The organism is Caulobacter sp. UNC279MFTsu5.1 (assembly GCF_900114015.1).
Classification (GTDB): Bacteria; Pseudomonadota; Alphaproteobacteria; order Caulobacterales; family Caulobacteraceae; genus Caulobacter.
On sequence record NZ_FORN01000045.1, the window covers coordinates 25,682 to 48,009 of the forward strand.

Here is a 22,328-nt window from a genome sequence, read left to right on the forward strand (position 1 = left end):
GCGTTCTACCGCCAGGCGCATGACCGACGTCCTTATCCTGACTCCCGCGCCGGACGAGCCGCGCTTCGCCAACAGCTGGTCGCCCCTGTTCGAACGCCTGGCGGCGCCGCTGCGCGCCCAGGGCCTGACGGTCGAGGCCGCCAGCTGGGTCGACGCCGACACGGCCGGCGCGCGCGTGGTGCTGCCGCTGCTCAGCTGGGGCTACCATCTGCGGTCCGACGAGTGGTTCGCCCGGCTGGACGCCCTGGAAGCGGCTGGCGCGCGCCTGGCCAATCCGGCTTCGGTGCTGCGCTGGAACACGACCAAGACCTACCTCGCCGACCTGGCGTCCAGGGACGCGCCGGTCGTGCCGACCCACGCGGTCGACCGGCTGACCCTGGAAGCGCTGGACCATGCCCGCGACGTGTTCGGCGTCGACCTGCTGGTGACCAAGCCGCAGATCTCCGGCGGCTCACAGGATACGGTCAAGCTGCGCCATGCCGACGGCCTGACCGGCTGCACGACGGGCCCGGCCCTGATCCAGCCCTTCCTGCCGGCCGTCGGCGAGGAGGGCGAACTGTCGCTATTCTATTTCGACGGCCTGTTCAGCCACGCGGTGACCAAGGTGGCGGTGGCCGGCGATTTCCGGGTCCAGCCGCAGTTCGGCGGCCAGGTCAGCGGCGTCGCGCCCGAGCCGGAGGCCCTGCACGCGGCCGAGATGGTGCTGGAGGCGGCCGGCGGGCCCCTGACCTACGCTCGCGTCGACCTGATCCGCGGCCTGGACGGCGCGCCGCAGCTGATGGAGCTGGAGGTCATCGAGCCGGACCTGTTCCTGGAACACGCCCACGACGGCGGGGCGGCGTTCGCGGCGGCGGTGGTTCGGACGCTGGGGTAGACCCCCTCAGTCGCTCCGCGACAGCTCCCCCAAAGGGGGAGCACCCGCTCGGACTAGATCCTCCCCCTCTGGGGGAGGTGGCCCGGAGGGCCGGAGGGGGGTCACCCACCGAGAAACAGCTCCCGCGACGGACACAGGTCCGCGATCCGGCACACCTCGCACTTTGGTTTCCGCGCCACGCACACATAGCGCCCGTGCAGGATCAGCCAGTGGTGCGCCCGGGTCTTGTAGCGGTCGGGGACCACGCGCATCAGGTCGTCCTCGACCGCGTCCGGGGTCTTGCCGGCCGACAGCTTCAGGCGGTGGGAAACGCGGAACACGTGGGTGTCGACGGCGATGGCCGGTTCGATGTCCAGCTCGTTCAGCACCACGCTGGCGGTCTTGCGGCCCACGCCCGGCAGGCTTTCCAGCGCCGCGCGCTCCAGCGGGACCTCGCCGCCGTAGCGGTCGACCAGGATCCGGGCCGCGGCGATCACGTTCTTGGCCTTGGTCCGGTAGAGGCCGATCGAGGCGATGTAGGGAACCAGGCCCTCTTCCCCTAGGTCCAGCATCCTGGCGGCGCTGTCGGCGACCTGGAACAGCGGGCCGGTGGCCTTGTTGACCTGGACGTCGGTGGCCTGGGCCGACAGGGCCACGGCGGTCACCAGGGTGTAGGGGTTGGAATAGTGCAGCTCGGTCTTGGGATGGTCCTCCAGGCTCTCGAACCGCGAGAACAGCACCTCGACCCGCTCGCGTTCGGCCGGCGAGACGCGTTTGGCGGCGGGGCGTTTCTTGACGAGGGGTTTGGAGGGCTTGCGAGCGGATGAGGCCATGGGCGGCGACCATGCCGTGATGCGGTCTTCTCGCCAAGGCGGCGGCGAGCGCTTAAATCAGGACCATGGCCCAGCCGCTCTACATGGACGCCGTGATCAAGCCGAACCGTTCGATGAGCCGGCGCGGCCTGCACGTGCTGCTGGGCGTCTTGATCGCCTTCAACCTGATGGTCGCGGCGTTCCTGCTGGTGCTGGGCGCGCCGCCGGTATTGCCGTTCCTGGGCCTGGACGTCCTGGCGGTATGGCTGGCCCTGCGCGCCAGTTTCCGGGCCGCCGAGCGGGCCGAGCGCGTGCGGGTCACGGCCGAGGCGGTGACCGTCAGCCGCGAGGACGAGAAGGGCGCGCGGATGATCTGGACCTCGCCGACCGCTTTCACCCGGGTGGGCGTCGACCAGCCGGGCGAGCACGAGACCCGGGTGCGGCTGATGATGTCGCGCAAACGCCTGACCCTGGGCCGGGCGCTGAGCCCGCCCGAGCGGGTGGATTTCGCCCGGGCGCTGGAGCGGGCGATCCTCGAAGCCCGATCCGAACGGCACGCCTAGAACAAGGTTCGTATCCGTGGCGGGCGCAAGAACCGGGCGGACGGCGCTTCGCCGCGGGGCTATCTTTCACCCATGGCCCTGGATATCTCTCCCTCGCAAGCCTTCGCCCACCTGACCGAGCGGTCGGCCGACTACGACCGCATGGCCAAGGCCCTGGCCTGGCTGGCCGACCGCTGGCAGGAGCGTCCGTCTCTGGACGAGGCCGCCCAGGCCGTCGGCCTGTCGCCGTTCCACTTCCAGCGGGTGTTCAGCCGCTGGGCCGGCGTCAGCCCCAAGACCTTCGTCGCCGCCATCGCCCACGCCGAGGCCCGCCGGTCGTTGGAGGAGGGGGCCAGCGTGCTCGACGCGGCCTATGACGCCGGCCTGTCGGGTCCCTCGCGCCTGCACGACCTGTTCATCGCCCAGGAGGCGGTCACCCCCGGCGACGTGCGCCGGCGCGGGGAGGGGATCAGCCTGACCTGGGGCTGGGCCCCGACCCCCTACGGCAAGGGCCTGTTCGTAATGGCCCCGCGCGGCCTGGCCGGCCTGGCTTTTTCCGACGGCGACGACGAGGCGACGTTCGAAGACATGCACCGGCGGTTTCCCGCCGCCGACTGGCGCCGGGACGACGAAGCGGCGGCCCGCACCGCCATCCACGCCTTCGCCGGCGGCGACCAGCCCCTGCCGGTGGTGCTGATCGGCTCGCCATTCAACGTCCAGGTCTGGAAGGCTCTGCTGCGCATCCCGCCGGGCCGGACCAGCACCTATGGCGAGATCGCCGCCTGGGCCGGCAAGCCCAAGGCCTATCAGGCCACCGGCGGGGCGATCGGGGCCAATCCGATCTCGCTGCTGATCCCCTGCCACCGGGCCATCGCCCGCGACGGCCGGCTGACCGGCTACCACTGGGGCCTGGGCCGCAAGGCGGCGATGCTGGGCCTGGAGGCGGTGGAGGCCGAGGCCCGGCTTTCGGTCTGACGCCGCAGGACCTAGTTTGGGTCGACGGCCAGCCAGGCCGCTCTCTCGGGGAACAGCGCATGACCGCGGCGATCACGGCTTCGGCCAAGGCCTATGAGGCGTGGCTGCGCGCGGCGCTGGGCGGCGACCTGGTCGAGGCTGACCTGGCCGAAAAGCACGACAGGATGCGCGCCGGCCCGTTCCCGTTCCTGCGGGCGACCTACTGGCGCTGGGCCGAGACCATCTTCGAGGTCTGCCCCGACCTGGCCTCGGCCCCGCCGGTGCTGGCGATCGGCGACACCCATGTGGAGAACTTCGGCTGCTGGCGCGACGCCGAGGGGCGGCTGGTCTGGGGCGCCAACGACTTCGACGACGCGGCGGTCATGCCCTGGCCGCTGGACCTGGTCCGCCTGGCCGCCAGCGCCCTGCTGGCGCGCGGCGACGAGGCGGTCGGCGCGCGGGAGATCTGCGAGGCCGTCCTCGAGGGCTACGCCGCCGGCCTGGCCGCGCCTCGGCCCTTCATCCTGGAGCGCGACCACAAGTGGCTGCGCAAGACGGTGGTGCTGCCCGAGCCCGAACGCGCCGCCTACTGGACCAAGTTCGCCGCGCCGCCGCCGCGACAGATCCCGCCGCGCTATCGCGCCGCCCTGGGCGCGGCCTTGCCGGATCCCGCCGTCCCCTTCGAGACCTTCCCGCGCACGGCCGGGGTCGGCAGCCTGGGCCGGCCGCGCTTCGTGGCCCGGGCCGACTGGCGCGGCGGGCCGGTGCTGCGCGAGGTCAAGGCGGTGGTCGTCTCGGCCTGGACGTTGCGACACGGCGGCGATCCGTCGATCCGGGCGGGCGACCTCGCCGAGGGCCCGTTCCGGGCCGTCGACCCGCACTACCGCGTCGCCGACGGCCTGGTGGTCCGCCGCCTGTCGCCCAACAGCCGCAAGATCGAGGCCAAGGACGCGATCGACGACCTGCTGTCGCGGGACATGCTGACCGCCATGGGCCAGGAGGTGGCCAACTGCCACGCGGGGGCTGGCGACCGCGCGCCGGCCTTGCTGACGCATCTGCGGACCTTGCCCTCGGACTGGCTACGGGATCACGCGAGGGCGGCGGCGCGGCAGATCGAGGCGGATCAGGCGGCTTTTTGCGAATGAAGCTGTCATCCCGGACAAGTCCGGCGCAAGCCGGGCGCAGATCCGGGATCGCCGGAAGCTCTGAGTTCACGCCCCGGTTCCGGATCTTCGCGCTGCGCGCTGCGTCCGGGATGACAGCCGTTTTGGGCCATATGCGATAGCCCTCTCCCCAAAGGGAGGGGCTATCGGCGCTCTATAGGATGAACCGGCTCAGATCCGCGTCGGCCGCCAGGGCGCCGATGCGGCTCTTCACATAGTCGGCGTCGACCGTCACCGTCTCGCCGGAGCGGTCGGCGGCGGTGAAGCTGATGTCCTCGACCACCTTTTCAAGGATGGTCTGCAGGCGCCGGGCGCCGATGTTCTCGACCGAGGCGTTGACCGCCACGGCCGCGTCGGCGACGGCGTCGATGGCCTCTTCGCTGAACACCAGGGTGACGCCCTCGGTCAGCAGCAGGGCCTGGTGCTGGCGGATCAGGTTGGCTTCCGGCTCGGTCAGGATGCGGCGCAGGTCGTCGCGGCTCAGGCCCTTCAGCTCCACGCGGATCGGCAGGCGGCCCTGCAGCTCTGGCAGCAGGTCCGACGGCTTGGCCACGTGGAAGGCGCCCGAGGCGATGAAGAGGATGTGGTCGGTCTTCACCGGCCCGTACTTGGTCGAGACCGTCGTGCCCTCGATCAGCGGCAGCAGGTCGCGCTGCACGCCCTCTCTGGACACGTCGGCGCCCCCGCGCTGACTCGAGGACGCGACCTTGTCGATCTCGTCCAGGAAGACGATGCCGTGGTTCTCGGCCAGCTCCAGGGCTTCCTGGGTCAGGGCCTCCTGGTCCAGCAGCTTGTCGCTCTCCTCGGCGATCAGCGGGGCCCAGGCGCCGACGACCGTGGTCTTGTGGGTCTTGGTGCGGCCGCCGCCCAGCGACTTCATCATTTCCGACAGGTTCAGCACCGAGGCGCCCGGCTGGCCGGGGATCTCGAACATGCCGCCGCCGCCGGTGTCGGCCAGCTGCAGCTCCACTTCCTTGTCGTCCAGCTCGCCGGCCCGCAGCTTCTTGCGGAAGCTGTCGCGGGCGGCGGTCGCGCCGGGGCCGGTCAGGGCGTCGAGGATGCGCTCCTCGGCGGCCGCCTCGGCCTTGGCCTTGACCCCGGCCCGGCGCCGGTCGCGGACCATGGCCAGGGCGCTTTCCACCAGGTCGCGGACGATCTGGTCGACGTCGCGGCCGACATAGCCGACCTCGGTGAACTTGGTGGCCTCGACCTTCAGGAACGGGGCCTGGGCCAGGCGAGCCAGCCGGCGGGCGATCTCGGTCTTGCCGACGCCCGTGGGGCCGATCAGCAGGATGTTCTTGGGCGTGACCTCGTCGCGCAGGTCGGCCGGCACCCGGCGGCGGCGCCAGCGGTTGCGCAGGGCCACGGCGACGGCCTTCTTGGCCTCGGTATGGCCGACGATGTAGCGGTCGAGTTCGGAGACGATTTCGCGGGGGGAGAATTCGGTCATGTGTCCGTGTTCAAGGTCTCGAAGATCAGGCGCCACCCTTCGGGGCGCTTTTGCCAGACATGCATATAGTGCGTGTCGACCGGGGCGTCAGACGGGCCGGTCCAAGCGGCCGTTCCATGGGTCCAGACGAAGTCGCCAGCCGCCGAGGCGCCGCCGCCGCGCAGGGTCAGGACCATGCGCTCCGGACGGGCGGCCACGCGCTCGGCCACGGCGTCGGGCAGCAGGCCTTCGGTCCCCTTGGGCCCCAGCAGCCAGGCGTCGGCGGACAGGGCCGCGCGATAGGCCTTGGGCGCATCGTCGCCGGCGGCCTTGGCCAGCGCGGTCTCGGCGAGGCGGACGGCCTCGAAGCCCGCCGCTGGCGACTTCGCGCCGGTTTTGGCCACGGGACCCTGGATCGCCGGCGTCTCCTGGCCGGGCGCTCGGGCCGCGTCGGCCTCGGCGCCGCCGTCATAGATCCACTTCCATTGGCCGTCCGGCGCCTTGCGCCAGATGGTCGAGTAGTAGCCGCCGCGCTTGCCGTTGACGGACGCGGGGCCGACCGACAGGCCCAGGTCGCCGGAACGGGCGATCACCACCTTCTGCGGCCACCATTCCAGCCGCAGCGCCTTGCCGGACGGGCGGCTCTCGTACAGCGCCTTGGCGCTGACCGGCCCCGGCCGGAAGACGATGGCGTCGTCGGCCATGTGCTTGAGGAACGAGTCCCGCACGCCCAGCGCCAGGCCGTCGGCGGCGAAGGCGCGCTCGGCCTTCTCGATCTCGGCGGGCGAGGGCGTCGCCGCCGGGGCCGGCGCGGCGGCCAGCAGGGCGCCGGCGATCAGGACGGTCTTGAGCATGGTGGAAGCCTCCCGCGCCGAGCTAAGCGCCGCGCGGGACGCTTGGCTCGTGAATTCCGCGTAACCGTGGGAAATCAGAGGCTTTCGACCGTCAGGTTGCCGTTGGTGTAGACGCAGATCTCGGCGGCGATGGCCATCGAGCGCCTGGCGATCTCCTCGGCGCTCAGGTCCTGGTCGATCAGGGCCTTGGCCGCCGCCAGGGCGAAGTTGCCGCCCGAGCCGATGGCCGCCACCGAGCCGCCGCCCTGGCTCTCGCCGGGCTCCAGCACGTCGCCCACGCCGGTGACCGTGTAGATCGAGCCCGCGTCGGCCACCAGCAGCATGGCCTCCAGTCGGCGCAGGTAGCGGTCGGTGCGCCAGTCCTTGGCCAGGTCGACGCAGGCCCGGGCCAGCTGGTCGGGATACTGCTCGAGCTTGGCTTCCAGCCGCTCGATCAGGGTGAAGGCGTCGGCCGTGGCCCCGGCGAAGCCGGCCACCACCTTGCCGCCGGCCAGGCGGCGGACCTTGCGGGCGTTGCCCTTGACGACGGTTGGGCCCATGGAGACCTGTCCGTCGCCGGCGATCACGGTCGATCCGTTCTTGCGCACCGCCAGAATGGTCGTGCCGTGCCAGTCGGGGAAGGAATTGCTGTTTTGCATGGCTTCGCATGTGGCGAGGCCGGGCACGAGGGTCAAGCGCCATGAGCTTCTCGCAGGACGAGGTCGAACGCTACGCCCGCCATCTGGTGCTGCGCGAGATCGGCGGACCGGGCCAGCAGAAGCTGAAGGCGGCGCGGGTGCTGGTGGTCGGGGCCGGGGGCCTGGGCGCGCCGGCCGCCCTGTACCTGGCCGCCGCCGGGGTCGGGACCCTGGGCCTGGTCGACGCCGACACGGTGTCGCTGTCCAACCTGCAGCGCCAGGTGCTGTTTTCCACCGCCGACACCGGCCGGCCCAAGGTCGAGGCCGCCGCCGAGCATCTGAGCGCCCTGAACCCGCACCTGATCGTCGAAACTCATCCGGTATGGCTGGGTGAGGCCAACGCCCGCGCGGTCATATCGCGGTATGACCTGGTGCTGGACGGCACGGACGACTTCGCCACCCGCTTCGCCGTCAGCGACGCCTGCCTGGCCGAGGGCAAGACCCTGGTCAGCGGGGCCCTGGGCCGCTGGACGGGCCAGGTCGGCGTGTTCCAGGGCCGGCCCTGCTATCGTTGCCTGGTGCCGGAGATCCCGCCCGACGCCGAGACCTGCGCCCTGGTCGGGGTGGTCGGGGCCCTGGCCGGGGTGATCGGCGCGATGATGGCCCTGGAGGCGGTGAAGGTGATCACCGGGGCCGGCCAGTCCCTGGCCGGCCGCCTGCTGATCTACGACGCCCTGGCGGCGGAGACGCGCACGGTGCGGATCGGGGCCGATCCGGGGTGTTCGAGCTGCGGCGGCTGACGCGTCTACAGCATCGACGGGATCACCCGGTCCGGCGGCCGGTGCCCGTCCATGAAGGTCTTCACGTTGACGATGACCTTCTCGCCCATGTCGATGCGGCCCTCGACCGTGGCCGAGCCCATGTGGGGCAGCAGCACGACATTGGGCAGCTTCAGCAGCTTGGGATTGATGGCGGGCTCGTTCTCGTAGACGTCCAGCCCCGCCCCGGCGATCTCGCCGCGCGCCAGCATGTTGGCCAGGGCCGCTTCGTCGATCACTTCGCCGCGGGCGGTGTTGACGATGATGGCCTGCGGCCGCAGCAGCTTGAGCCGGCGGGCCGACAGCAGGTGGTAGGTGGCCGGGGTGTGCGGGCAGTTGACCGAGATGATGTCCATCCGGGCCAGCATCTGGTCCAGGCTTTCCCAGTAGGTGGCCCCGACCTCCTCGGCGATGCGCGGGCTGACGGGCTTCCTGTTGTGGTAGTGCACCTGCATGCCGAAGGCCTTGGCGCGGCGGGCCACGGCCTGGCCGATGCGGCCCATGCCGATGACGCCCAGGCGCTTGCCCCACAGGCGGCGGCCCAGCATCCAGGTCGGCGACCAGCCGTGGAAGCCGCCGGCCTTGACCACCTCGGCGCCTTCGACGACGCGGCGCGAGGCGGCCATGATCAGGGTCATGGTCAGGTCGGCGGTGTCCTCGGTCAGCACGCCGGGCGTGTTGGTGACGATGATGCCGCGGGCGTTGGCGGTGGCGACGTCGATATTGTCCACGCCGGCGCCGAAATTGGCGATCAGCTTGAGCCGGTCGCCGGATCGCGACAGAAGGCGGCCGTCGATGCGGTCGGTGATGGTGGGCACCAGCACGTCGGCCTCGTTCATGGCCTCGACCAGTTCATCGGCCGTCAAGGGTTTGTCGGTGACGTTCAGCTGGGTGTCGAACAGCTCGCACATCCGCGTCTCCACCGGGTCGGGGAGTTTGCGGGTGACGATGACTTTGAGCTTGCGAGCTGGCATGAGCGGTTCGAAAAGCCTTCCCCATTTGGGAAAACCCAATTTGGGGTTTCCAGGCGGGTGTTTGAAATCTGTAGCAAAGGGGCCCCATGCGGCCAAGCAACATGCCGACGAATTGCAAACATCGTTCGCTCGGCGCCCCTTCTTCGCTCGGGGTCCTGGCCCTCGCCGCGTTCGCCCTGGCCGCCCTTGGAGGGGGCTTCGCCCAGGCCCAGGCGCCAAAGATCACGCCGTCGGGCATGGAGGTGCCGCGCTACGTGTCGCTGAAATACGGCGAGGTGAACGCGCGCGTCGGGCCTGACGAGGCGCACCGGCTGCTGTGGATCTACAAGGTCCGGGGCCTGCCGGTGCAGGTGGTGGCCGAAACCCGCGAATGGCGCAGGATCTGCGATCCCGAGGGCAACCTGGCCTGGGTGCACAAGCGCACCACCGACGGCCGCCGCACCGCCATGCGGGTCCAGGCCACGCCCTTGCCCCTGCGCGCCCAGCCCAAGGCCGACGCCCGGATCGACGCCTATCTGGCCGGTCGCGCGACCGCCAATCTCGACCGTTGCGAGAAGGGCTGGTGCAAGCTGAAGGCCGACGGCGAGTCGGGCTGGGCCCCGCAAGCCGAGATCTGGGGCGCGGCGCCCGAGGTGCAGTGCAAGGAATAGGGCGTTTTCGCCTCCTTGGAGCGCCGGAGGTTCACGGGCGTTACCGAAAGTAACATTGAGGCGCGGCCCGCCGCCGTGCTAGGGCGAGGCCATGCAACAAAGTTCCTACACCTTCGATGAGCTCCTGGCCTGCGGCCGCGGCGAGATGTTCGGCCCCGGCAACGCCCAGCTGCCCGTGCCGCCGATGCTGATGTTCGACCGCATCGTCCGCATCGAGTCCGAGGGCGGCAAGTACGGCAAGGGCTATGTCGAGGCCGAGTTCGACATCAATCCGGACCTCTGGTTCTTCGCCTGCCACTTCATCGGCGACCCCGTCATGCCCGGCTGCCTGGGCCTGGACGCCATGTGGCAGCTGGTCGGCTTCTTCCTGGGCTGGTCCGGGGCTCCTGGCCGCGGCCGGGCCCTGGGCGTGGGCGAGGTGAAGTTCACCGGCCAGGTCACGCCGGACGTGAAGAAGGTCACCTACAAGATCGATCTCAAGCGGGTGATCATGCGCAAGCTGGTCATGGGCATCGCCGACGGCGTGGTGGAGGCCGACGGCAAGCCGATCTATGAAGCCAAGGACCTGAAGGTCGGTCTGTTCACCGCGGAACAAATGGCGTCGTGATCCACCGTAGGGCGGCCGCCTAGAGCCGCCCCTTCTTGGGTCTGGGGGAAGAAAAGAGGATTGTTCATGCGTCGCGTCGTCGTCACCGGACTGGGGATCGTCTCGTCCATCGGCAACAACGCCAATGAGGTGCTCGCCTCACTGCGTGAAGCCAAGTCGGGCGTGGTCTCCGCGCCGGATTACGCGGAACTGGGTTTCCGCTGCCAGGTCCACGCCACGGTCAAGCTCGACAGCTGGGAAGCCCTGGTCGATCGCCGCGCCGCGCGCTTCCTGGCGCCCGGCACCGCCTATGCGCACATCGCCATGGAGCAGGCGATCGCCGACGCTGGCCTGGAAGAAGCCCAGATCTCCAACGAGCGCACCGGCCTGATCGTCGGGTCGGGCGGCCCGTCCACGCGGGTGATCGTCGAGGCCGCCGCCACGACCAAGGAAAAGGGTCCCAAGCGCATCGGCCCGTTCGCCGTGCCGAAAGCCATGAGCTCGGGCCCGTCGGCCGTGCTGTCGACCTGGTTCAAGATCCGCGGGATCAACTATTCGATCAGCTCGGCCTGCGCGACCAGCGCCCACTGCATCGGCGCGGGCGCCGAGCAGATCCAGATGGGCAAGCAGGACATCGTCTTCGCCGGCGGCTGCGAGGAGCTGGACTGGACGCTGTCCAACCTGTTCGACGCCATGGGCGCGATGAGCAGCAACTTCAACGACCGTCCGGCCGTGGCCAGCCGCGCCTACGACAAGGACCGCGACGGCTTCGTGATCGCCGGCGGGGCCGGGATCGTCGTGCTGGAAGAGTACGAGCACGCCAAGGCGCGCGGGGCCAGGATCTACGGCGAACTGGTCGGCTACGCGGCCAATTCCGACGGCTACGACATGGTCGCCCCGTCGGGCGAGGGCGCGGCGCGCTGCATGAAGCTGGCCATGGCCCAGGCCGGCGGCCGGACCATCGACTACCTGAACCCGCACGGCACCTCGACGCCGGTCGGCGACAGCAAGGAGATGGGCGCGGTCCGCGAGGTGTTCGGCGACAAGGCCCCGCTGATCTCCTCGACCAAGTCGCTGACCGGCCACAGCCTGGGCGCGGCCGGGGCCCAGGAGGCGATCTATTCGATCCTGATGCTCGACAACGGCTTCGCCGCCAAGAGCGCCAACATCGAGACCCTCGACCCCGAGTTCGCCGACCTGCCGATCCTGCTGGAGCGTTCGGACAAGCCGCTGACCACGGTGATGTCCAACAGCTTCGGGTTCGGCGGCACCAACGGCACGCTGATCTTCGGCAAGGCCGACTGATCCGGCGCGGCGGCGCCTTCTGAAGGGTTCCGCGAACCGGACGCGCCTGCTAGCTAGCGCTCAAGGATTCCAGGAGAGCCAAGCCATGGCCGACGACTACGCATTCCCCAAGGGCGAGCTGATGCGAGGCAAGAAGGGCCTCGTCATGGGCGTGGCCAACCACAACTCCATCGCCTGGGGCATCGCTTCGCAGCTCGCCGCTCAGGGCGCGGAGATGATCTTCACCTATCAGGGCGAGGCCCTGGAGCGCCGCGTGCGGCCGCTGGCCGAGAGCATCGGCGTCACCACCCTGGTCCCGGCCGACGTCACCGACGACGCCTCGATGGACGCGGCCTTCGCCGCCATCGAGGAAAAGTTCGGGACGATCGACTTCGTGGTCCACTCGGTGGCCTTCGCCAACAAGGACGAGCTGAAGGGCTCGTTCGTCGACAACACCACCCGCGAGGGCTTCCTGACGGCGATGAACATCTCGGCCTTCAGCTTCGTGGACGTCGCCAAGCGCGCCGCCAAGCTGATGCCGAGCGGCGGCTCGCTGATCACCATGACCTATCTGGGGTCGGAGCGGACCATCCCGAACTACAACACCATGGGCGTGGCCAAGGCCGCCCTGGAGGCGGCGACCCGCTACATCGCCCGCGACCTGGGTCCCAAGGGCATCCGCTGCAACGCCATCTCGGCCGGCGCCATGCGCACCCTGGCCCTGGCCGGCATCGCCGGCGGCCGCGGCATGATCGCCCAGGGCCGGGCCTTCAGCGCCATGAAGGAGGACACCTCGATGGAGGGCGTCGCCGGCGCGGCGCTGTGGCTGGTGTCGGACCTGGGGCGCTCGACCACCGGCGAGGTGGTCCACGTCGACGCGGGCTTCCACATGATGGGCATGCCCGACGAGGCGGAAGCCTAGCCCGCCTACGGCGCGTAGGCCCGCATGAAGCGCCTGGCGGCTTCGCGGGCGACGCCGTCGAACTCCGCCGCCGTCTTGTCGGACGGCAGGCGCAGCAGGGCCCGCAGCTGGCTTTGGCCCATGACCATGCCCGAGAAGAACTCGGCCGCCTGCTCGAAGTCCTCGACCTTCAGGCGGCCGAGTTGGGTCTCCATCTCCAGGAACGCGGCCAGCTGGCGGCGCGCCTGGCGCGGCCCGGCCTCGAACACCTCCTGGGCGACGTCGGGCATTTCGCCCGCGCCCTGGATGATCACTCGCAGGATCGAATAGCTCTTGCTGGTGATCACCGTCTCCAGCATCGAGCGGGCGTAGGCCTCCAGCGCCTCGCCGGGATTGTCGAGCGCGCCGGGCTCGCGCAGCGGGGCGGTGATCGCCGCCACGCGCCGGGCCATCAAGGCCCGCACCAGCTCGGCCTTGGAGCCATAGTGGTTGTAGACGGTCTGTTTGGAGACGCCCGCCCGCTTGGCGATGGCTTCCATCGGCGCGCCCAGGCCGCGCTGGCCGATCACCTCGACGGCGGCGTCGAGGATGGCCTCGGTCTTGGCGACGTCGATCTGTCCGGCGACTCTGGGCATCAGTGGGCGTCCGAAGGCGGAGGAGGGGCGTTCTTGGCCGGCCTGGCCAGCAGCGAGACCGCGGCGGCGACGAAACAGCCATAGGCCAGCAAAGTGAAGCTGTCGCCGAAGGCCAGCACCGTGGCCTGCTGCTCCAGCATGCCGCCGATGGCCTTGCGCGTGGCGCCGGTCGGATCGGCGACGCCCAACTGGGCCATGCGGGCGGCCAGGCCCTGCATCATGCCGGCCATCCGGGCGTCGCCCTGGCTCAGCGCGTCCGACAGGCCCATGTAGTACAGCGCCGTCTGGTTGGTGATCGTGGTGGCCAGCAGCGCCAGGCCGACCGCGCCGCCGGTGTTGCGCGACAGGTTCACCAGGCCCGAGGCGTTCTTGACCATGTGCGGGGGCAGGGTGCTCATCGTCACCTGCTGGGTGGCGATCATGGCGATCATCACGCCTACGCCCCGGCAGGCCTGGACCCCGGCGAACTCCCAGAAGCCCCAGTCCTTGGTCACGGCGTGGGCCATGTACATGCCGAAGCCCGCCAGCATGAAGCCGATGAACATCGGGATGCGCGGGTCCATCTGGCGGACCAGGCGGCCGGCGATCGGGCCGGTGGCGAACATCGACAGGCCCGAGACCACCATGGTGGTGCCGACTTCCGAGGCCGAATAGTGCCGCACCCGGCCCAGGAACTGCGGCAGCAGGAAGGTGCCGCCGAACAGGCTGGCCCCCGACACGGCGGTCATCATCACGCCGATCGAGAAGTTGCGGTTGGCGAAGGCGCGCAGCTCGACGATCGGGTTGCGGTAGCTCAGCGAGCGCCAGATGAAGACCGCGCCGGTCACCACGGCCAGCACGGTCAGGCCCAGGATGCCGCTGTCCTCGAACCAGCCGTCCTTGGAGCCCTCCTCCAGCACGAACTGCATGCTCATCAGGAAGGTGGCCATGATCGCCAGGCCGAACCAGTCGAAGCCCTTGGCCAGGCTGGGATCGCCCTTGTCAAACTGGCCCCAGCGGGCCACGCCGAACAGCACGATCAGGCCGGTCGGCACGTTGATGAAGAACAGCCAGCGCCAGCTGAGCCACTCGGTCAGGTGACCGCCCAGGGTCGGGCCGACGGTCGGGGCCAGGGTGACGATCAGGCCCATGATCACGCTGGCCGTCACCCGCCTCTCGGGCGGGAAGGCGGTGAAGGCCACCGCGAACACGGTCGGGATCATCGCCCCGCCGATGAAGCCCTGCAGGGCGCGGGTCAGGATCATCATGTCGATCGACGAGGAAAGGCCCGTCAGCACGCTCATGACGATGAAGCCGGTGCACGACATCAGATAGACGCGCTGCGTGCCCCACAGCCGTGACAGGTATCCCGACAGCGGGATCATCACGACCTCGGGGATCAGATAGGCGGTCTGGATCCAGCTGACCTGGTCGGCGCTGGCGCCCACTCCGGCCTGGATCTGCGGCAGCGAGGCCGCGACGATCTGGATGTCGAGGATGGCCATGAACTGGCCGATGACCATGGCCCCGAAGCCCAGGAACAGCTTGCCCCAGTCGACCTCGGCGGCCTTGGGCGGCGCGGCGGGGGCGGCTTGGGCGGGGAGGGCGGCGTCGGTCATGGCGGCGATCCGGACCGGGGCGCCCTAGCGCGCCTGGCCCTGCTGGGCGTACTGGGCCGCGTTGGGCAGGCCGGCCTCGGCGAAGGTCGGGCCCGAGCGGTCGCGGACGTCGACCTTGACGTCGACCGACAGGCCGGGACGCAGGGCCGAGCCCAGCGGCGACTTGTCGACCACGATCTTCACCGGCAGGCGCTGGGTGATCTTGGTGAAGTTGCCCACGGCGTTCTCGACCGGGATCAGGGCGAACTCCTGGCCGGTGGCCGGGGCGAAGCTGTCCAGCTTGCCGTGGATCACGCTCTTGCCGAAGGCGTCGGCCTTGATCTCGACCGGCTGGCCCACGCGCAGGCGGGCGACCTGGGTCTCCTTGAAGTTGGCGACGATATAGCCCTGGCCGACCGGGACGATCGACATCAGGGCCACGCCCGGCTGGACCAGCTGGCCGGGACGCACGGCGCGGGCCCCGACCACGCCGGCGGCGGGGGCGCGGATCACGGTGCGGTCCAGGTCGATGCGGGCCTGCTCGACGGCGGCGCGGGCGGCGGCGGCCTGGGCCACGGTCTGGGCGCGGGCCGAGCCCAGCGATCGGGCGCTGCGACGCTCGGCCTCCAGGGCGGCCTGGGCGCTCTGGACGGCGGCGGCCGACTGGGCGGCGCTGGCCTGGGTGGTCTGGACCTTCTGGGTCGACACCCAGCCCTGCTTGGCCAGGGCGTCGTAGCGGACCAGGTCGGCCTTGGCGCGGCCCTGGTCGGCCTGGGCGCTGGCCACGCCGGCGGCGCGCTGGGCGATCATCGCCTGCTCCAGGGCGGCCTTGTCGTCGACGCCCTTGATCGCCGCTTCCAGGGCCTGGGCGTTGGCGATGGCCTGGTCCAGCCTAGCCTGCAGCGGGGCCGGATCGATGCGGGCGACGACCTGGCCGGCCTCGACCCGCTGGTTGTCGGCCACCAGCACCTCGGCGACATAGCCGGAGACCTGCGGGCTGACCTGCACGGTGTCGGCCTGGACGAAGGCGTTGTCGGTGGTCTCGTAGCGCTGCTTGTCGACGAACCACAGCCCGCCGCCGACGACCAGCGCCACGACGACGGCGCCGCCGACGATCATGGGAACAAGCTTCTTCTTCGAGGCGGCGGCCATGGACGTAAGATCCCGAAATCAACCGTTGGAACCGGGCGATATATCGGAGCTTCGTCCCGGGCAAGGGATAAATGGACGCACCCGTCCAGAAATCAACCGGGTCCGGAACGAAAATCCAAGGCTCGCATCAAGACGTGTCGTGGAAGCGTGTCTTTCTCGGGGTTTCGCGTCCAGGACGAATCGCGCATTAATCTTTTCGCGTCGGCGAAACCGGGGGAGTTGGCGCGCGTATTCGCAAGCGTGGGGCCGTCCGCTCCGCGCCGTCGCTCAGGAAGCGCCCATGAACGCCCCCGGCCCGCTCTCGATGTTCCGTCCCGTGCTGTGGCTGGCGGCCGCCGCCTTCGCGGCGGGGTTCGGCGGCTATCTGATGATGTCGCCCGCCCTGCACGGCGGCTGAGGACGCGGCGGCCGGTCGCCGCCACGCCTCGTTACCTCATTGCGCGCCGGTCGAGCCGAAGCCGCCCGCGCCGCGCGCCGTCTCGTCCAGGCTGGTCGTCAGGCCCCACGAGGCCTGGACCACCGGCGCGATCACCAGCTGGGCGATGCGGTCGCCGCGGCGGATGGTGAAGTCCTCCTCGCCCAGATTGATCAGGATCACCTTCACCTCGCCGCGATAGTCGCTGTCGATGGTGCCGGGGGTGTTCAGGCAGGTGACGCCGGCCTTGGCCGCCAGGCCCGAGCGCGGCCGCACCTGGGCCTCGAAGCCCAGCGGCACGGCGAAGGCCAGGCCGGTCGGGACCATGAAGCGGGCGCCGGGCCTCAGCACCAGCGGCGCGTCCTCGGCCACCGCCGCCCGCAGGTCCATGCCGGCCGCGCCGTTGGTCTCGTAGGCGGGCAGCGGCAGGCCCTGGGCGTGGGCCAGCTGGACGACGGGGATGTGCGGCGCGGTCATGAAAGGCTCTCGGCTATGCGTTGGGCGAGGTCGTGGGCCACGGAATCCTTGGCGGCCCGCGTCCAGCGTTCGGTCTTGTCCCTGGAGATCAGCAGGACGGCGTTCTCGTCGCCGCCCATCACGCCGGGCTCGGTGACGTCGTTGGCGATGATCCAGTCGCAGCCCTTGCGCGCCAGCTTGGCGCGGGCGTGGGCCTCGACGTCGTTGGTCTCGGCCGCGAAGCCGATCACCAGCTTCGGGCGCCTCGGGCCGGAGGCGGCCAGGGTCGCCAGGATGTCGGGGTTTTCGACGAAGGTCAGGGCCGGCGGCCCGCCCTTCTCCTTCTTCAGCTTGGTCCCGAACACCTCGTCGATGCGCCAGTCGGCGACGGCGGCCACGAACACCCCGACGTCGGCGGGCAGGGCGGCCTGGCAGGCGGCCAGCATGTCGCGGGCGGTCTCGACATCGACGCGGTCGACGCCTGGGGGCGTGGCCAGGGCGACGGGGCCGCTGACCAGGGTGACCCGGGCGCCCAGCCGGGCCAGGGCGCCGGCGATGGCGTAGCCCTGGCGGCCGCTGGAGCGGTTGGTGATCCCCCGTACCGGGTCGATCGGCTCGAAGGTCGGACCGGCGGTGACCAGGGCGTGCTTGCCGGCCAGGGGTTTGGCGGCGGGACCTTCCAGCGCCGCCATGATCGCCTCGAAGATCGCCGGCGGCTCGGCCAGGCGGCCGGGGCCGAACTCGCCGCAGGCCATGGCGCCTTCGTCGGGGCCGACGAACAGCGCGCCGTCGGTCTTCAGGATCTCGATATTGCGCTGGGTGGCCGGGTGCAGCCACATCCGCACGTTCATGGCCGGGGCCATCAGCACCGGCTTGTCGGTGGCCAGCAGGGCGGTGGAGGCCAGGTCGCCGGCCAGGCCGTGGGCGGCCTTGGCGATCAGGTCGGCGGTCGCCGGGGCCACGACCACCAGGTCGGCCGAACGCGACAGCTCGATATGGCCCATCTCCGCCTCGTCGGTCAGCGAGAACAGATCGCTATAGACCTTGTCCTCGGCCAGGGCGGAGAGGGAGAGGGCGGTGACGAATTCGGCGCCGGCCTTGGTCAGGATCGGCCGCACTCCGACGCCGGCCTTGCGCAGCAAACGGGTCAGCTCCAGCGCCTTGTAGGCGGCCACGCCGCCGCCGACGATCAGAAGAACCCGCCTCGAGGGGGTGGAGTCGGTCATGGGGGTCGGCCTCCGGCGCGTCTCGCCCCCAGGCGCATAGAGCGACGCGGCGTCCAGCGTAAGCCCCCACGCGCAAAAAACCTTAACGGGGACTCGACATTTGTTCCGTCTTCGTTCTTACTCTCAAAAGTAGAGGAAATATTCGGAGATCGATCATGACGGTACGGTGCGCGTCCTGGTTTCCGGCCTTCGCGGCCATGGGCCTGGCCTTGGGTCTCGCCGCCTGCGACGGCGGCGCGTCGGCGGTGAAGGCGCCCAAGGCGGGCGATGTGGCCTCGGCCGCCCAGCCGGCGTCCGACCGCGACGCGCCTTCCTATGGAGGCGGGGCCTATGACGGCGCGCCGACCCGGTCCGATCCGCGCGACGCGCCGGTCCGCAAGGTGGCCGGCAAGCCGATGTGGGCGGCCAACCGCACGCGGACGGCCGAGGAGAACGCCCAGCGGGGCTTCGAACGCTATGGCGCCGCGTTCGCCGCCGCCGACGTCGACGACTATGTCCGCAAGACCCACGCCTTCGTCGCCCATCCGCCGGCCGGGGCCCAGACCCTGACGCGCGCCAATGGCGACACCCTGATCTACGACCCCAAGGACAATGTCTTCGCGGTGGTCACCCGGGCCGGGGCGCCGCGCACGATGTTCAAGCCCGACGACGGCGCGGCCTATTGGGCGATGCAGAAGACCGGCCAGACCCGGAGAACCGCGGCGGCGCGGGACCGGGCGGCGAGCACCGACAGCTAGGACCTCCCACAAGCGCGCCTGGGGGAGGGCGCCGAGGCGAAGGCGGTGCGAACCCGCGCCTGTCCGCCTCGTCACCCCGGTCGGCCTGGCGGGCGACCGGGACCCAGGGGCGGTGCGCACCGTCCCTGGGCGAGCTTGCCGACGCCGGGAGCGTCGTTCTGAACCCTCTCCCGGAGGCAGGGCCGTCGCATATCGGTTCACTACCCAAGAAGGCTGTCATCCCGGACAAGCCCGGCGAAAGCCGGGCGCAGATCCGGGACCGCCGCAAGCGCTGAGCTCACGCGTCGGTCCCGGATCTTCGCGCCGCGCGCTACGACCGGGATGACAACAACTTCTGGTCATATGCGATTGCCCTGCTCCCGGAGAGGAGAGGGAGGGGCCCGACCGCGCAGCGGTTGGGAGGTGAGGGGCGACGACGACCAACGGCGCACCGGCAGGGCAGGGCGTCGGCCGATCTAAGGGTTCGGCTGATGCGCCGAGAGCGCCGACCCTGCGGTCAGGCCGGCCGGGCCGCCGGCCAGCCAGGTCCCCGCCGCGAAGGCCAGGGCCGCCACCGCCGCGCCGGCCAGGAACCACGGCAGCGGCCGGGCGGGGCGCGGCTGGACCACGGCGACGGCTGGGGCGGGGGGCGCCTCGGCCAGGCGGGCCAGGGCGCGGATCGCCCGCACGGCCTCGTCGGCGAAGTCGCGGACCTTGGCGGCCGGCGACAGTTCGCGGGCGATCCAGCGGCGCACCACCGGATCGGCGGCGGCCCACAGGTCATGGGTCGGATCGATGCGGCGGGCGACGCCCTCGACCGTGACCATGGTCTTCTGCAGCAGCACCAGCTCCGGCCGCAGGGCCATGTCGAACAGGGCGGTGATCTCGAACAGCTGGGCCAGCAGCCGACCCATCGACACGTCGCTGGCGTCGCGGCCGAACACCGGTTCGCCCACCGCCCGCAGGGCCTGGGCGAAGGCGTCGCGGTCGTGGTGGGCGGGCACGTAGCCGGCGTCGAAATGAATCGCCGCCACCCGCGGATAGTCGCGATTGAGGAAACCGTACAGGATCTCGGCCAGGTACTTGCGCTCGGCCGGGCCCAGGCGGCCCAGGATGCCGTAGTCGACCGCGACGATCGCGGGTTGCCCTCCCTGAACTGGGGCGCTGACGAACAGGTTGCCCTCGTGCAGGTCGGCGTGGAACAGGCCGTGGTCCAGGGCCTGGGCCAGGAAGCCGCGCGTCACGCCTTCCGCCAAGGCCTTGCGGTCCAGGCCCGGCTGCTCCAGCGCGGCCGGGTCCGACAGGGCCAGGCCCGGGGCCCAGGTCAGGGTCAGGAAGCGCTTGCCGACCCCGTCCCAGACCACGTCCGGGGCGCGCATGTAGGGATCGACCTTCATGGCCTCGCCCAGCTCGGCGCAGCCGGCGGCCTCGAAGCGCAGGTCCAGCTCCAGGTCCAGGGCCCGGATCACCACCTCGACGAACTCACGCGGCCGCAGGCGGCGCGCGGCGGGAACCAGGTGCTCGGCCAGGCCGGCGGCCAGGCGCAGGGCGGCGCTGTCCTGGGCGACCTGGCGCTCGACGCCGGGCCGCAGCACCTTCACCGCCACCCGCGTCCCGTCCAGCAGGACGGCCGAGTGGGCCTGGGCCAGGGAGGCGGCGGCGATCGAGGCCTCGAAGCTGGCGTAGAGGGTGTCGAGCGGCCGGCCCAGGCCGCGCTCGATCTCGGCCTTGGCGACCTCCAGCGGGAAGGCGGGCAGGCGGTCTTTCAGGTGCGACAGGTCCTCGGCGAAGGCGCTTCCGAAGATGTCGGCCCGGGTCGACAGGAACTGGCCCATCTTGATGGCCGCCGGGCCCTGGCGCTCCAGCACCCGGGCCAGGCGCTCGCCCGGCCGGCCCTTGCGGCTGGCCCCGCCGGCGAACAGCCGCAAGGCGCGGCCCGCCCACAGCGCCGACGGCGGCAGGACCGGCTCCAGCTCGCGCGGGACCAGGGCGTCGGCCCGCGCCAGGGCCCAGCCGGCGGCGATCAGGCGCAGCAAGGCGGCGGCCCGGCTCATGCGGCGAAGGTCTCGATCGGCGAGCGGCGGGGAGGCGGGGAAAAGCTCATGTCCCGGCCTGAAAGCCCGCTCCGCGCGCCGCGGTCAAGGCCGCTTTCGCGACCGGCGCGTCGCCGGGCGCGAAAAATGGCCCGAGGCCCGTTCCGGGAGAACGGCGGGCCTGGGTTCGATCCCGTTGCGAACTTCATCGCGCCCGCTAGTCTGAGCCGGCGATAGCAGCGGAGCGAGGCCAGGGATCATGAAGGCCAGGAAGAAGCTCCTGCCCAAGGACTTCGACGCCCTTCTGAAGACCGGCGACATGGCCGCGCTCAAGGCGGTCTTCGAGAGGTGTGACCTCGACGCGCGGCGGCCACGCCAAGCACACGGCTCTGGCGTTTCGCGATTGCCCGGACGCGTTGGCGCGTTGGCTGGTGGACCAGGGCGCCGACATCGAGGCTCGGGACGCCTACGGTCGGACGCCCTTGCACGGCCACGCGGCAAGCTGGCAAGGGCGGCTCGAGACGCTGCTTGACTTGGGCGCGGACATCCAGGCGACGGATAAGGACGGTGACACACCGCTCCACAAGGCCGCCAAGTCGGCCAACACCGAGACCTCGCGCCTCCTGATTGGCCATGGGGCTCGCAAGGACGCGCTCAACGCCGCCGGCCTGACGCCTCTGGCGGCGGGGCTGCAGTATTGCAGCAACATTCAGATCGAGGCGATGGCGGCGATCGCCGAACTCTTGCTCGCGGAGGACAAGCCCCCGAAGAAGGGCCTTGCCGCTCTCGTCAAACGCGCCTTCTCGGGCGCACGCGGCGACCAGGCGACGATCACGCCGCAAATGCGCGCGTTCGTGCGGCGGATCGGGGAGACGTTCGAATTCCATCGCGCGGGTTTCAACCCCGACCATCTCGCGGCGACCAGCGCCGGTCTTGATCGGCTCTATGCGCTGTTCGACCTTCCGCCCGTTCCGCGCCGCGTCATGCACGATGGTCTATCGCCGATCGTCGTCACGTCGGCGCGCTGGCAAGACCAGCATCAGGAGCTTTGGGCGATGCTGGTCCCGTCCAAGGGCTCCGCGTCAACGGTCCAAGGCGAAGTCATCCGCATCGCCGGCCGCGTCGCCGACGAGGTCGATCGCAACGGCGGCGGCAACTGGGACGCCGACTACACCAGGATGACTCGCGCCTTCCTGGCGCACATCGCCTCGGGCGCGCCCTTGCCCGAGGCTGACCGCGACCGCGCGGCGCGGCTGGTCGCCGAGGTGCGAGAACGCGATGGCGCGGGCGGAGAGCTTTGCGAGCTGGCCGTGCGGTGGGTGAAGCTCAACCCTTCACCGGCGCCTCTAGGTGTCGTTTCCAAGAAGGTTGTTCACACGCTGCCAGGGTGTGAGGCCTTTGATGCCGGAGTGCGGTCGGGCGAGGTTGTAGCTGTCGGTCCAGGGCTTGATGGCCTTGGCGCGATCATCCGAGCAGGCGTAGGGGCGGCCATAGGCCCATTCGCGCAAGCTGGTCTGGATGAAGCGCTCGGCCTTGCCGTTGGTCCTGGGCGTGTAGGGGCGGGTTCGCACATGCCGGGCCCCGGCGGCCTGCAGGGCCCTGGCGAACAGCTTGGAGCGATAGGCCGAGCCGTTGTCGGTCATCACCCGCTGGACAGTGACGCCGTGGCGGGCGAGCCAGG

General features: G+C 70.7%; 23 protein-coding genes and 1 pseudogene. 12 read left to right on the plus strand and 12 right to left on the minus strand.

The features are described from left to right. Positions 1 to 19 precede the first annotated feature (19 nt). Positions 20 to 874 (plus strand): ATP-grasp domain-containing protein, encoded by an 855-nt coding sequence (locus BM066_RS20620; RefSeq protein WP_089930135.1) that lies wholly within the window; start codon positions 20 to 22, stop codon positions 872 to 874. A 101-nt stretch (positions 875 to 975) separates the two neighbouring features. Here the strand turns inward: BM066_RS20620 and nth are convergent, their stop codons facing one another. Continuing rightward, the gene (gene nth, locus BM066_RS20625) at positions 976 to 1,686 is read right to left on the minus strand and encodes an endonuclease III (RefSeq protein WP_089930136.1); all 711 of its coding nucleotides are present in this window, start codon (positions 1,684 to 1,686) and stop codon (positions 976 to 978) included. Positions 1,687 to 1,751: 65 nt separating this feature from the next. On the opposite strand from nth, the gene BM066_RS20630 reads away from it, so the two are divergent. The 3 genes from BM066_RS20630 (at position 1,752) to BM066_RS20640 (ending at position 4,306) form a co-directional block, all read left to right on the plus strand. Next, positions 1,752 to 2,228 carry a DUF2244 domain-containing protein gene (locus BM066_RS20630; protein ID WP_089930137.1) on the plus strand — a complete coding sequence of 159 codons (477 nt, stop codon included), beginning with the start codon at positions 1,752 to 1,754 and terminating at the stop codon, positions 2,226 to 2,228. A 72-nt stretch (positions 2,229 to 2,300) separates the two neighbouring features. After that, complete coding sequence (locus tag BM066_RS20635; RefSeq protein ID WP_089930138.1) at positions 2,301 to 3,182, plus strand: methylated-DNA--[protein]-cysteine S-methyltransferase; 882 nt, start codon at positions 2,301 to 2,303, stop codon at positions 3,180 to 3,182. A gap of 59 nt (positions 3,183 to 3,241) precedes the next feature. After that, positions 3,242 to 4,306: a DUF2252 family protein gene (locus BM066_RS20640; protein ID WP_089930139.1), complete on the plus strand. Its 1,065-nt coding sequence runs from the start codon at positions 3,242 to 3,244 to the stop codon at positions 4,304 to 4,306. A 172-nt stretch (positions 4,307 to 4,478) separates the two neighbouring features. Here BM066_RS20640 and hslU read toward each other — a convergent pair whose 3' ends face one another. From hslU to hslV, 3 genes are all read right to left on the minus strand, one after another. Further along, positions 4,479 to 5,774, minus strand: a complete 1,296-nt coding sequence (gene hslU, locus BM066_RS20645) for an ATP-dependent protease ATPase subunit HslU (RefSeq protein WP_089930140.1) — start codon at positions 5,772 to 5,774, stop codon at positions 4,479 to 4,481. Further along, a complete protein-coding gene (locus BM066_RS20650; protein WP_089930141.1) occupies positions 5,771 to 6,607 on the minus strand; it encodes a nuclear transport factor 2 family protein in 837 nt (278 codons plus the stop codon). Before BM066_RS20650 ends, hslU begins: the two co-directional genes overlap by 4 nt. A gap of 74 nt (positions 6,608 to 6,681) precedes the next feature. Beyond that, positions 6,682 to 7,281 (minus strand): ATP-dependent protease subunit HslV, encoded by a 600-nt coding sequence (hslV, locus tag BM066_RS20655; protein WP_177218518.1) that lies wholly within the window; start codon positions 7,279 to 7,281, stop codon positions 6,682 to 6,684. Positions 7,282 to 7,286: 5 nt separating this feature from the next. Between hslV and BM066_RS20660 the strand changes: the two genes are divergently transcribed. Further along, positions 7,287 to 8,024 (plus strand): HesA/MoeB/ThiF family protein, encoded by a 738-nt coding sequence (locus BM066_RS20660; protein ID WP_177218519.1) that lies wholly within the window; start codon positions 7,287 to 7,289, stop codon positions 8,022 to 8,024. A 5-nt stretch (positions 8,025 to 8,029) separates the two neighbouring features. On the opposite strand, the gene BM066_RS20665 is transcribed toward BM066_RS20660, so the two are convergent. Further along, positions 8,030 to 9,016 carry a 2-hydroxyacid dehydrogenase gene (locus BM066_RS20665; RefSeq protein WP_089930144.1) on the minus strand — a complete coding sequence of 329 codons (987 nt, stop codon included), beginning with the start codon at positions 9,014 to 9,016 and terminating at the stop codon, positions 8,030 to 8,032. Between the two features lie 101 nt (positions 9,017 to 9,117). Here BM066_RS20665 and BM066_RS20670 point away from each other — a divergent pair, with 101 nt between their 5' ends. The 4 genes from BM066_RS20670 to BM066_RS20685 all read left to right on the plus strand — a co-directional run bounded on the left by BM066_RS20670 (position 9,118) and on the right by BM066_RS20685 (position 12,458). Beyond that, a complete protein-coding gene (locus BM066_RS20670) occupies positions 9,118 to 9,666 on the plus strand; it encodes an SH3 domain-containing protein (protein ID WP_089930156.1) in 549 nt (182 codons plus the stop codon). 91 nt (positions 9,667 to 9,757) lie between these two features. Beyond that, a complete protein-coding gene (fabA, locus tag BM066_RS20675; protein ID WP_035081170.1) occupies positions 9,758 to 10,273 on the plus strand; it encodes a 3-hydroxyacyl-[acyl-carrier-protein] dehydratase FabA in 516 nt (171 codons plus the stop codon). A 66-nt stretch (positions 10,274 to 10,339) separates the two neighbouring features. Further along, positions 10,340 to 11,557 carry a beta-ketoacyl-ACP synthase I gene (gene fabB / locus BM066_RS20680; RefSeq protein ID WP_089930157.1) on the plus strand — a complete coding sequence of 406 codons (1,218 nt, stop codon included), beginning with the start codon at positions 10,340 to 10,342 and terminating at the stop codon, positions 11,555 to 11,557. Positions 11,558 to 11,642: 85 nt separating this feature from the next. Continuing rightward, entirely contained in the window at positions 11,643 to 12,458 is an 816-nt protein-coding gene (locus tag BM066_RS20685) for an enoyl-ACP reductase FabI (protein WP_089930145.1), read from the plus strand. Positions 12,459 to 12,463: 5 nt separating this feature from the next. On the opposite strand, the gene BM066_RS20690 is transcribed toward BM066_RS20685, so the two are convergent. From BM066_RS20690 to BM066_RS20700, 3 genes are read right to left on the minus strand one after another with little or no spacing between them, the layout of a single operon-like run. Further along, positions 12,464 to 13,072 (minus strand): TetR/AcrR family transcriptional regulator, encoded by a 609-nt coding sequence (locus tag BM066_RS20690; protein WP_089930146.1) that lies wholly within the window; start codon positions 13,070 to 13,072, stop codon positions 12,464 to 12,466. Beyond that, positions 13,072 to 14,670: a DHA2 family efflux MFS transporter permease subunit gene (locus tag BM066_RS20695; RefSeq protein ID WP_089930147.1), complete on the minus strand. Its 1,599-nt coding sequence runs from the start codon at positions 14,668 to 14,670 to the stop codon at positions 13,072 to 13,074. The genes BM066_RS20690 and BM066_RS20695 overlap by 1 nt, the downstream gene beginning before the upstream one ends. A 24-nt stretch (positions 14,671 to 14,694) precedes the next feature. Beyond that, positions 14,695 to 15,801, minus strand: a complete 1,107-nt coding sequence (locus BM066_RS20700; RefSeq protein WP_089930148.1) for an HlyD family secretion protein — start codon at positions 15,799 to 15,801, stop codon at positions 14,695 to 14,697. Between the two features lie 280 nt (positions 15,802 to 16,081). Between BM066_RS20700 and BM066_RS27140 the strand changes: the two genes are divergently transcribed. Next, positions 16,082 to 16,198, plus strand: a complete 117-nt coding sequence (locus BM066_RS27140) for a hypothetical protein (protein ID WP_255367672.1) — start codon at positions 16,082 to 16,084, stop codon at positions 16,196 to 16,198. Positions 16,199 to 16,234: 36 nt separating this feature from the next. Here BM066_RS27140 and dut read toward each other — a convergent pair whose 3' ends face one another. Both dut and coaBC read right to left on the minus strand, forming a co-directional pair. Continuing rightward, on the minus strand, positions 16,235 to 16,693 hold the full coding sequence (dut, locus tag BM066_RS20705; protein ID WP_089930149.1) for a dUTP diphosphatase: 459 nt from the start codon (positions 16,691 to 16,693) through the stop codon (positions 16,235 to 16,237). Beyond that, positions 16,690 to 17,898, minus strand: coding sequence for a bifunctional phosphopantothenoylcysteine decarboxylase/phosphopantothenate--cysteine ligase CoaBC (gene coaBC, locus BM066_RS20710; protein ID WP_089930150.1), 1,209 nt, complete (start codon positions 17,896 to 17,898; stop codon positions 16,690 to 16,692). Before coaBC ends, dut begins: the two co-directional genes overlap by 4 nt. A 155-nt stretch (positions 17,899 to 18,053) precedes the next feature. Between coaBC and BM066_RS20715 the strand changes: the two genes are divergently transcribed. Continuing rightward, positions 18,054 to 18,635: a hypothetical protein gene (locus BM066_RS20715; RefSeq protein WP_089930151.1), complete on the plus strand. Its 582-nt coding sequence runs from the start codon at positions 18,054 to 18,056 to the stop codon at positions 18,633 to 18,635. 455 nt (positions 18,636 to 19,090) lie between these two features. Here the strand turns inward: BM066_RS20715 and ubiB are convergent, their stop codons facing one another. Continuing rightward, positions 19,091 to 20,668, minus strand: a complete 1,578-nt coding sequence (gene ubiB, locus BM066_RS20720; RefSeq protein ID WP_089930152.1) for a 2-polyprenylphenol 6-hydroxylase — start codon at positions 20,666 to 20,668, stop codon at positions 19,091 to 19,093. Positions 20,669 to 21,078: 410 nt separating this feature from the next. Here ubiB and BM066_RS27145 point away from each other — a divergent pair. Then, positions 21,079 to 21,288 (plus strand): annotated as a pseudogene (locus tag BM066_RS27145) (ankyrin repeat domain-containing protein); the annotation flags it as partial. Between the two features lie 705 nt (positions 21,289 to 21,993). Here BM066_RS27145 and BM066_RS20730 read toward each other — a convergent pair. After that, positions 21,994 to 22,328, minus strand: a 335-nt coding sequence (locus BM066_RS20730) for an integrase core domain-containing protein (protein WP_143093778.1), incomplete at its 5' end; no start/stop codon positions are given.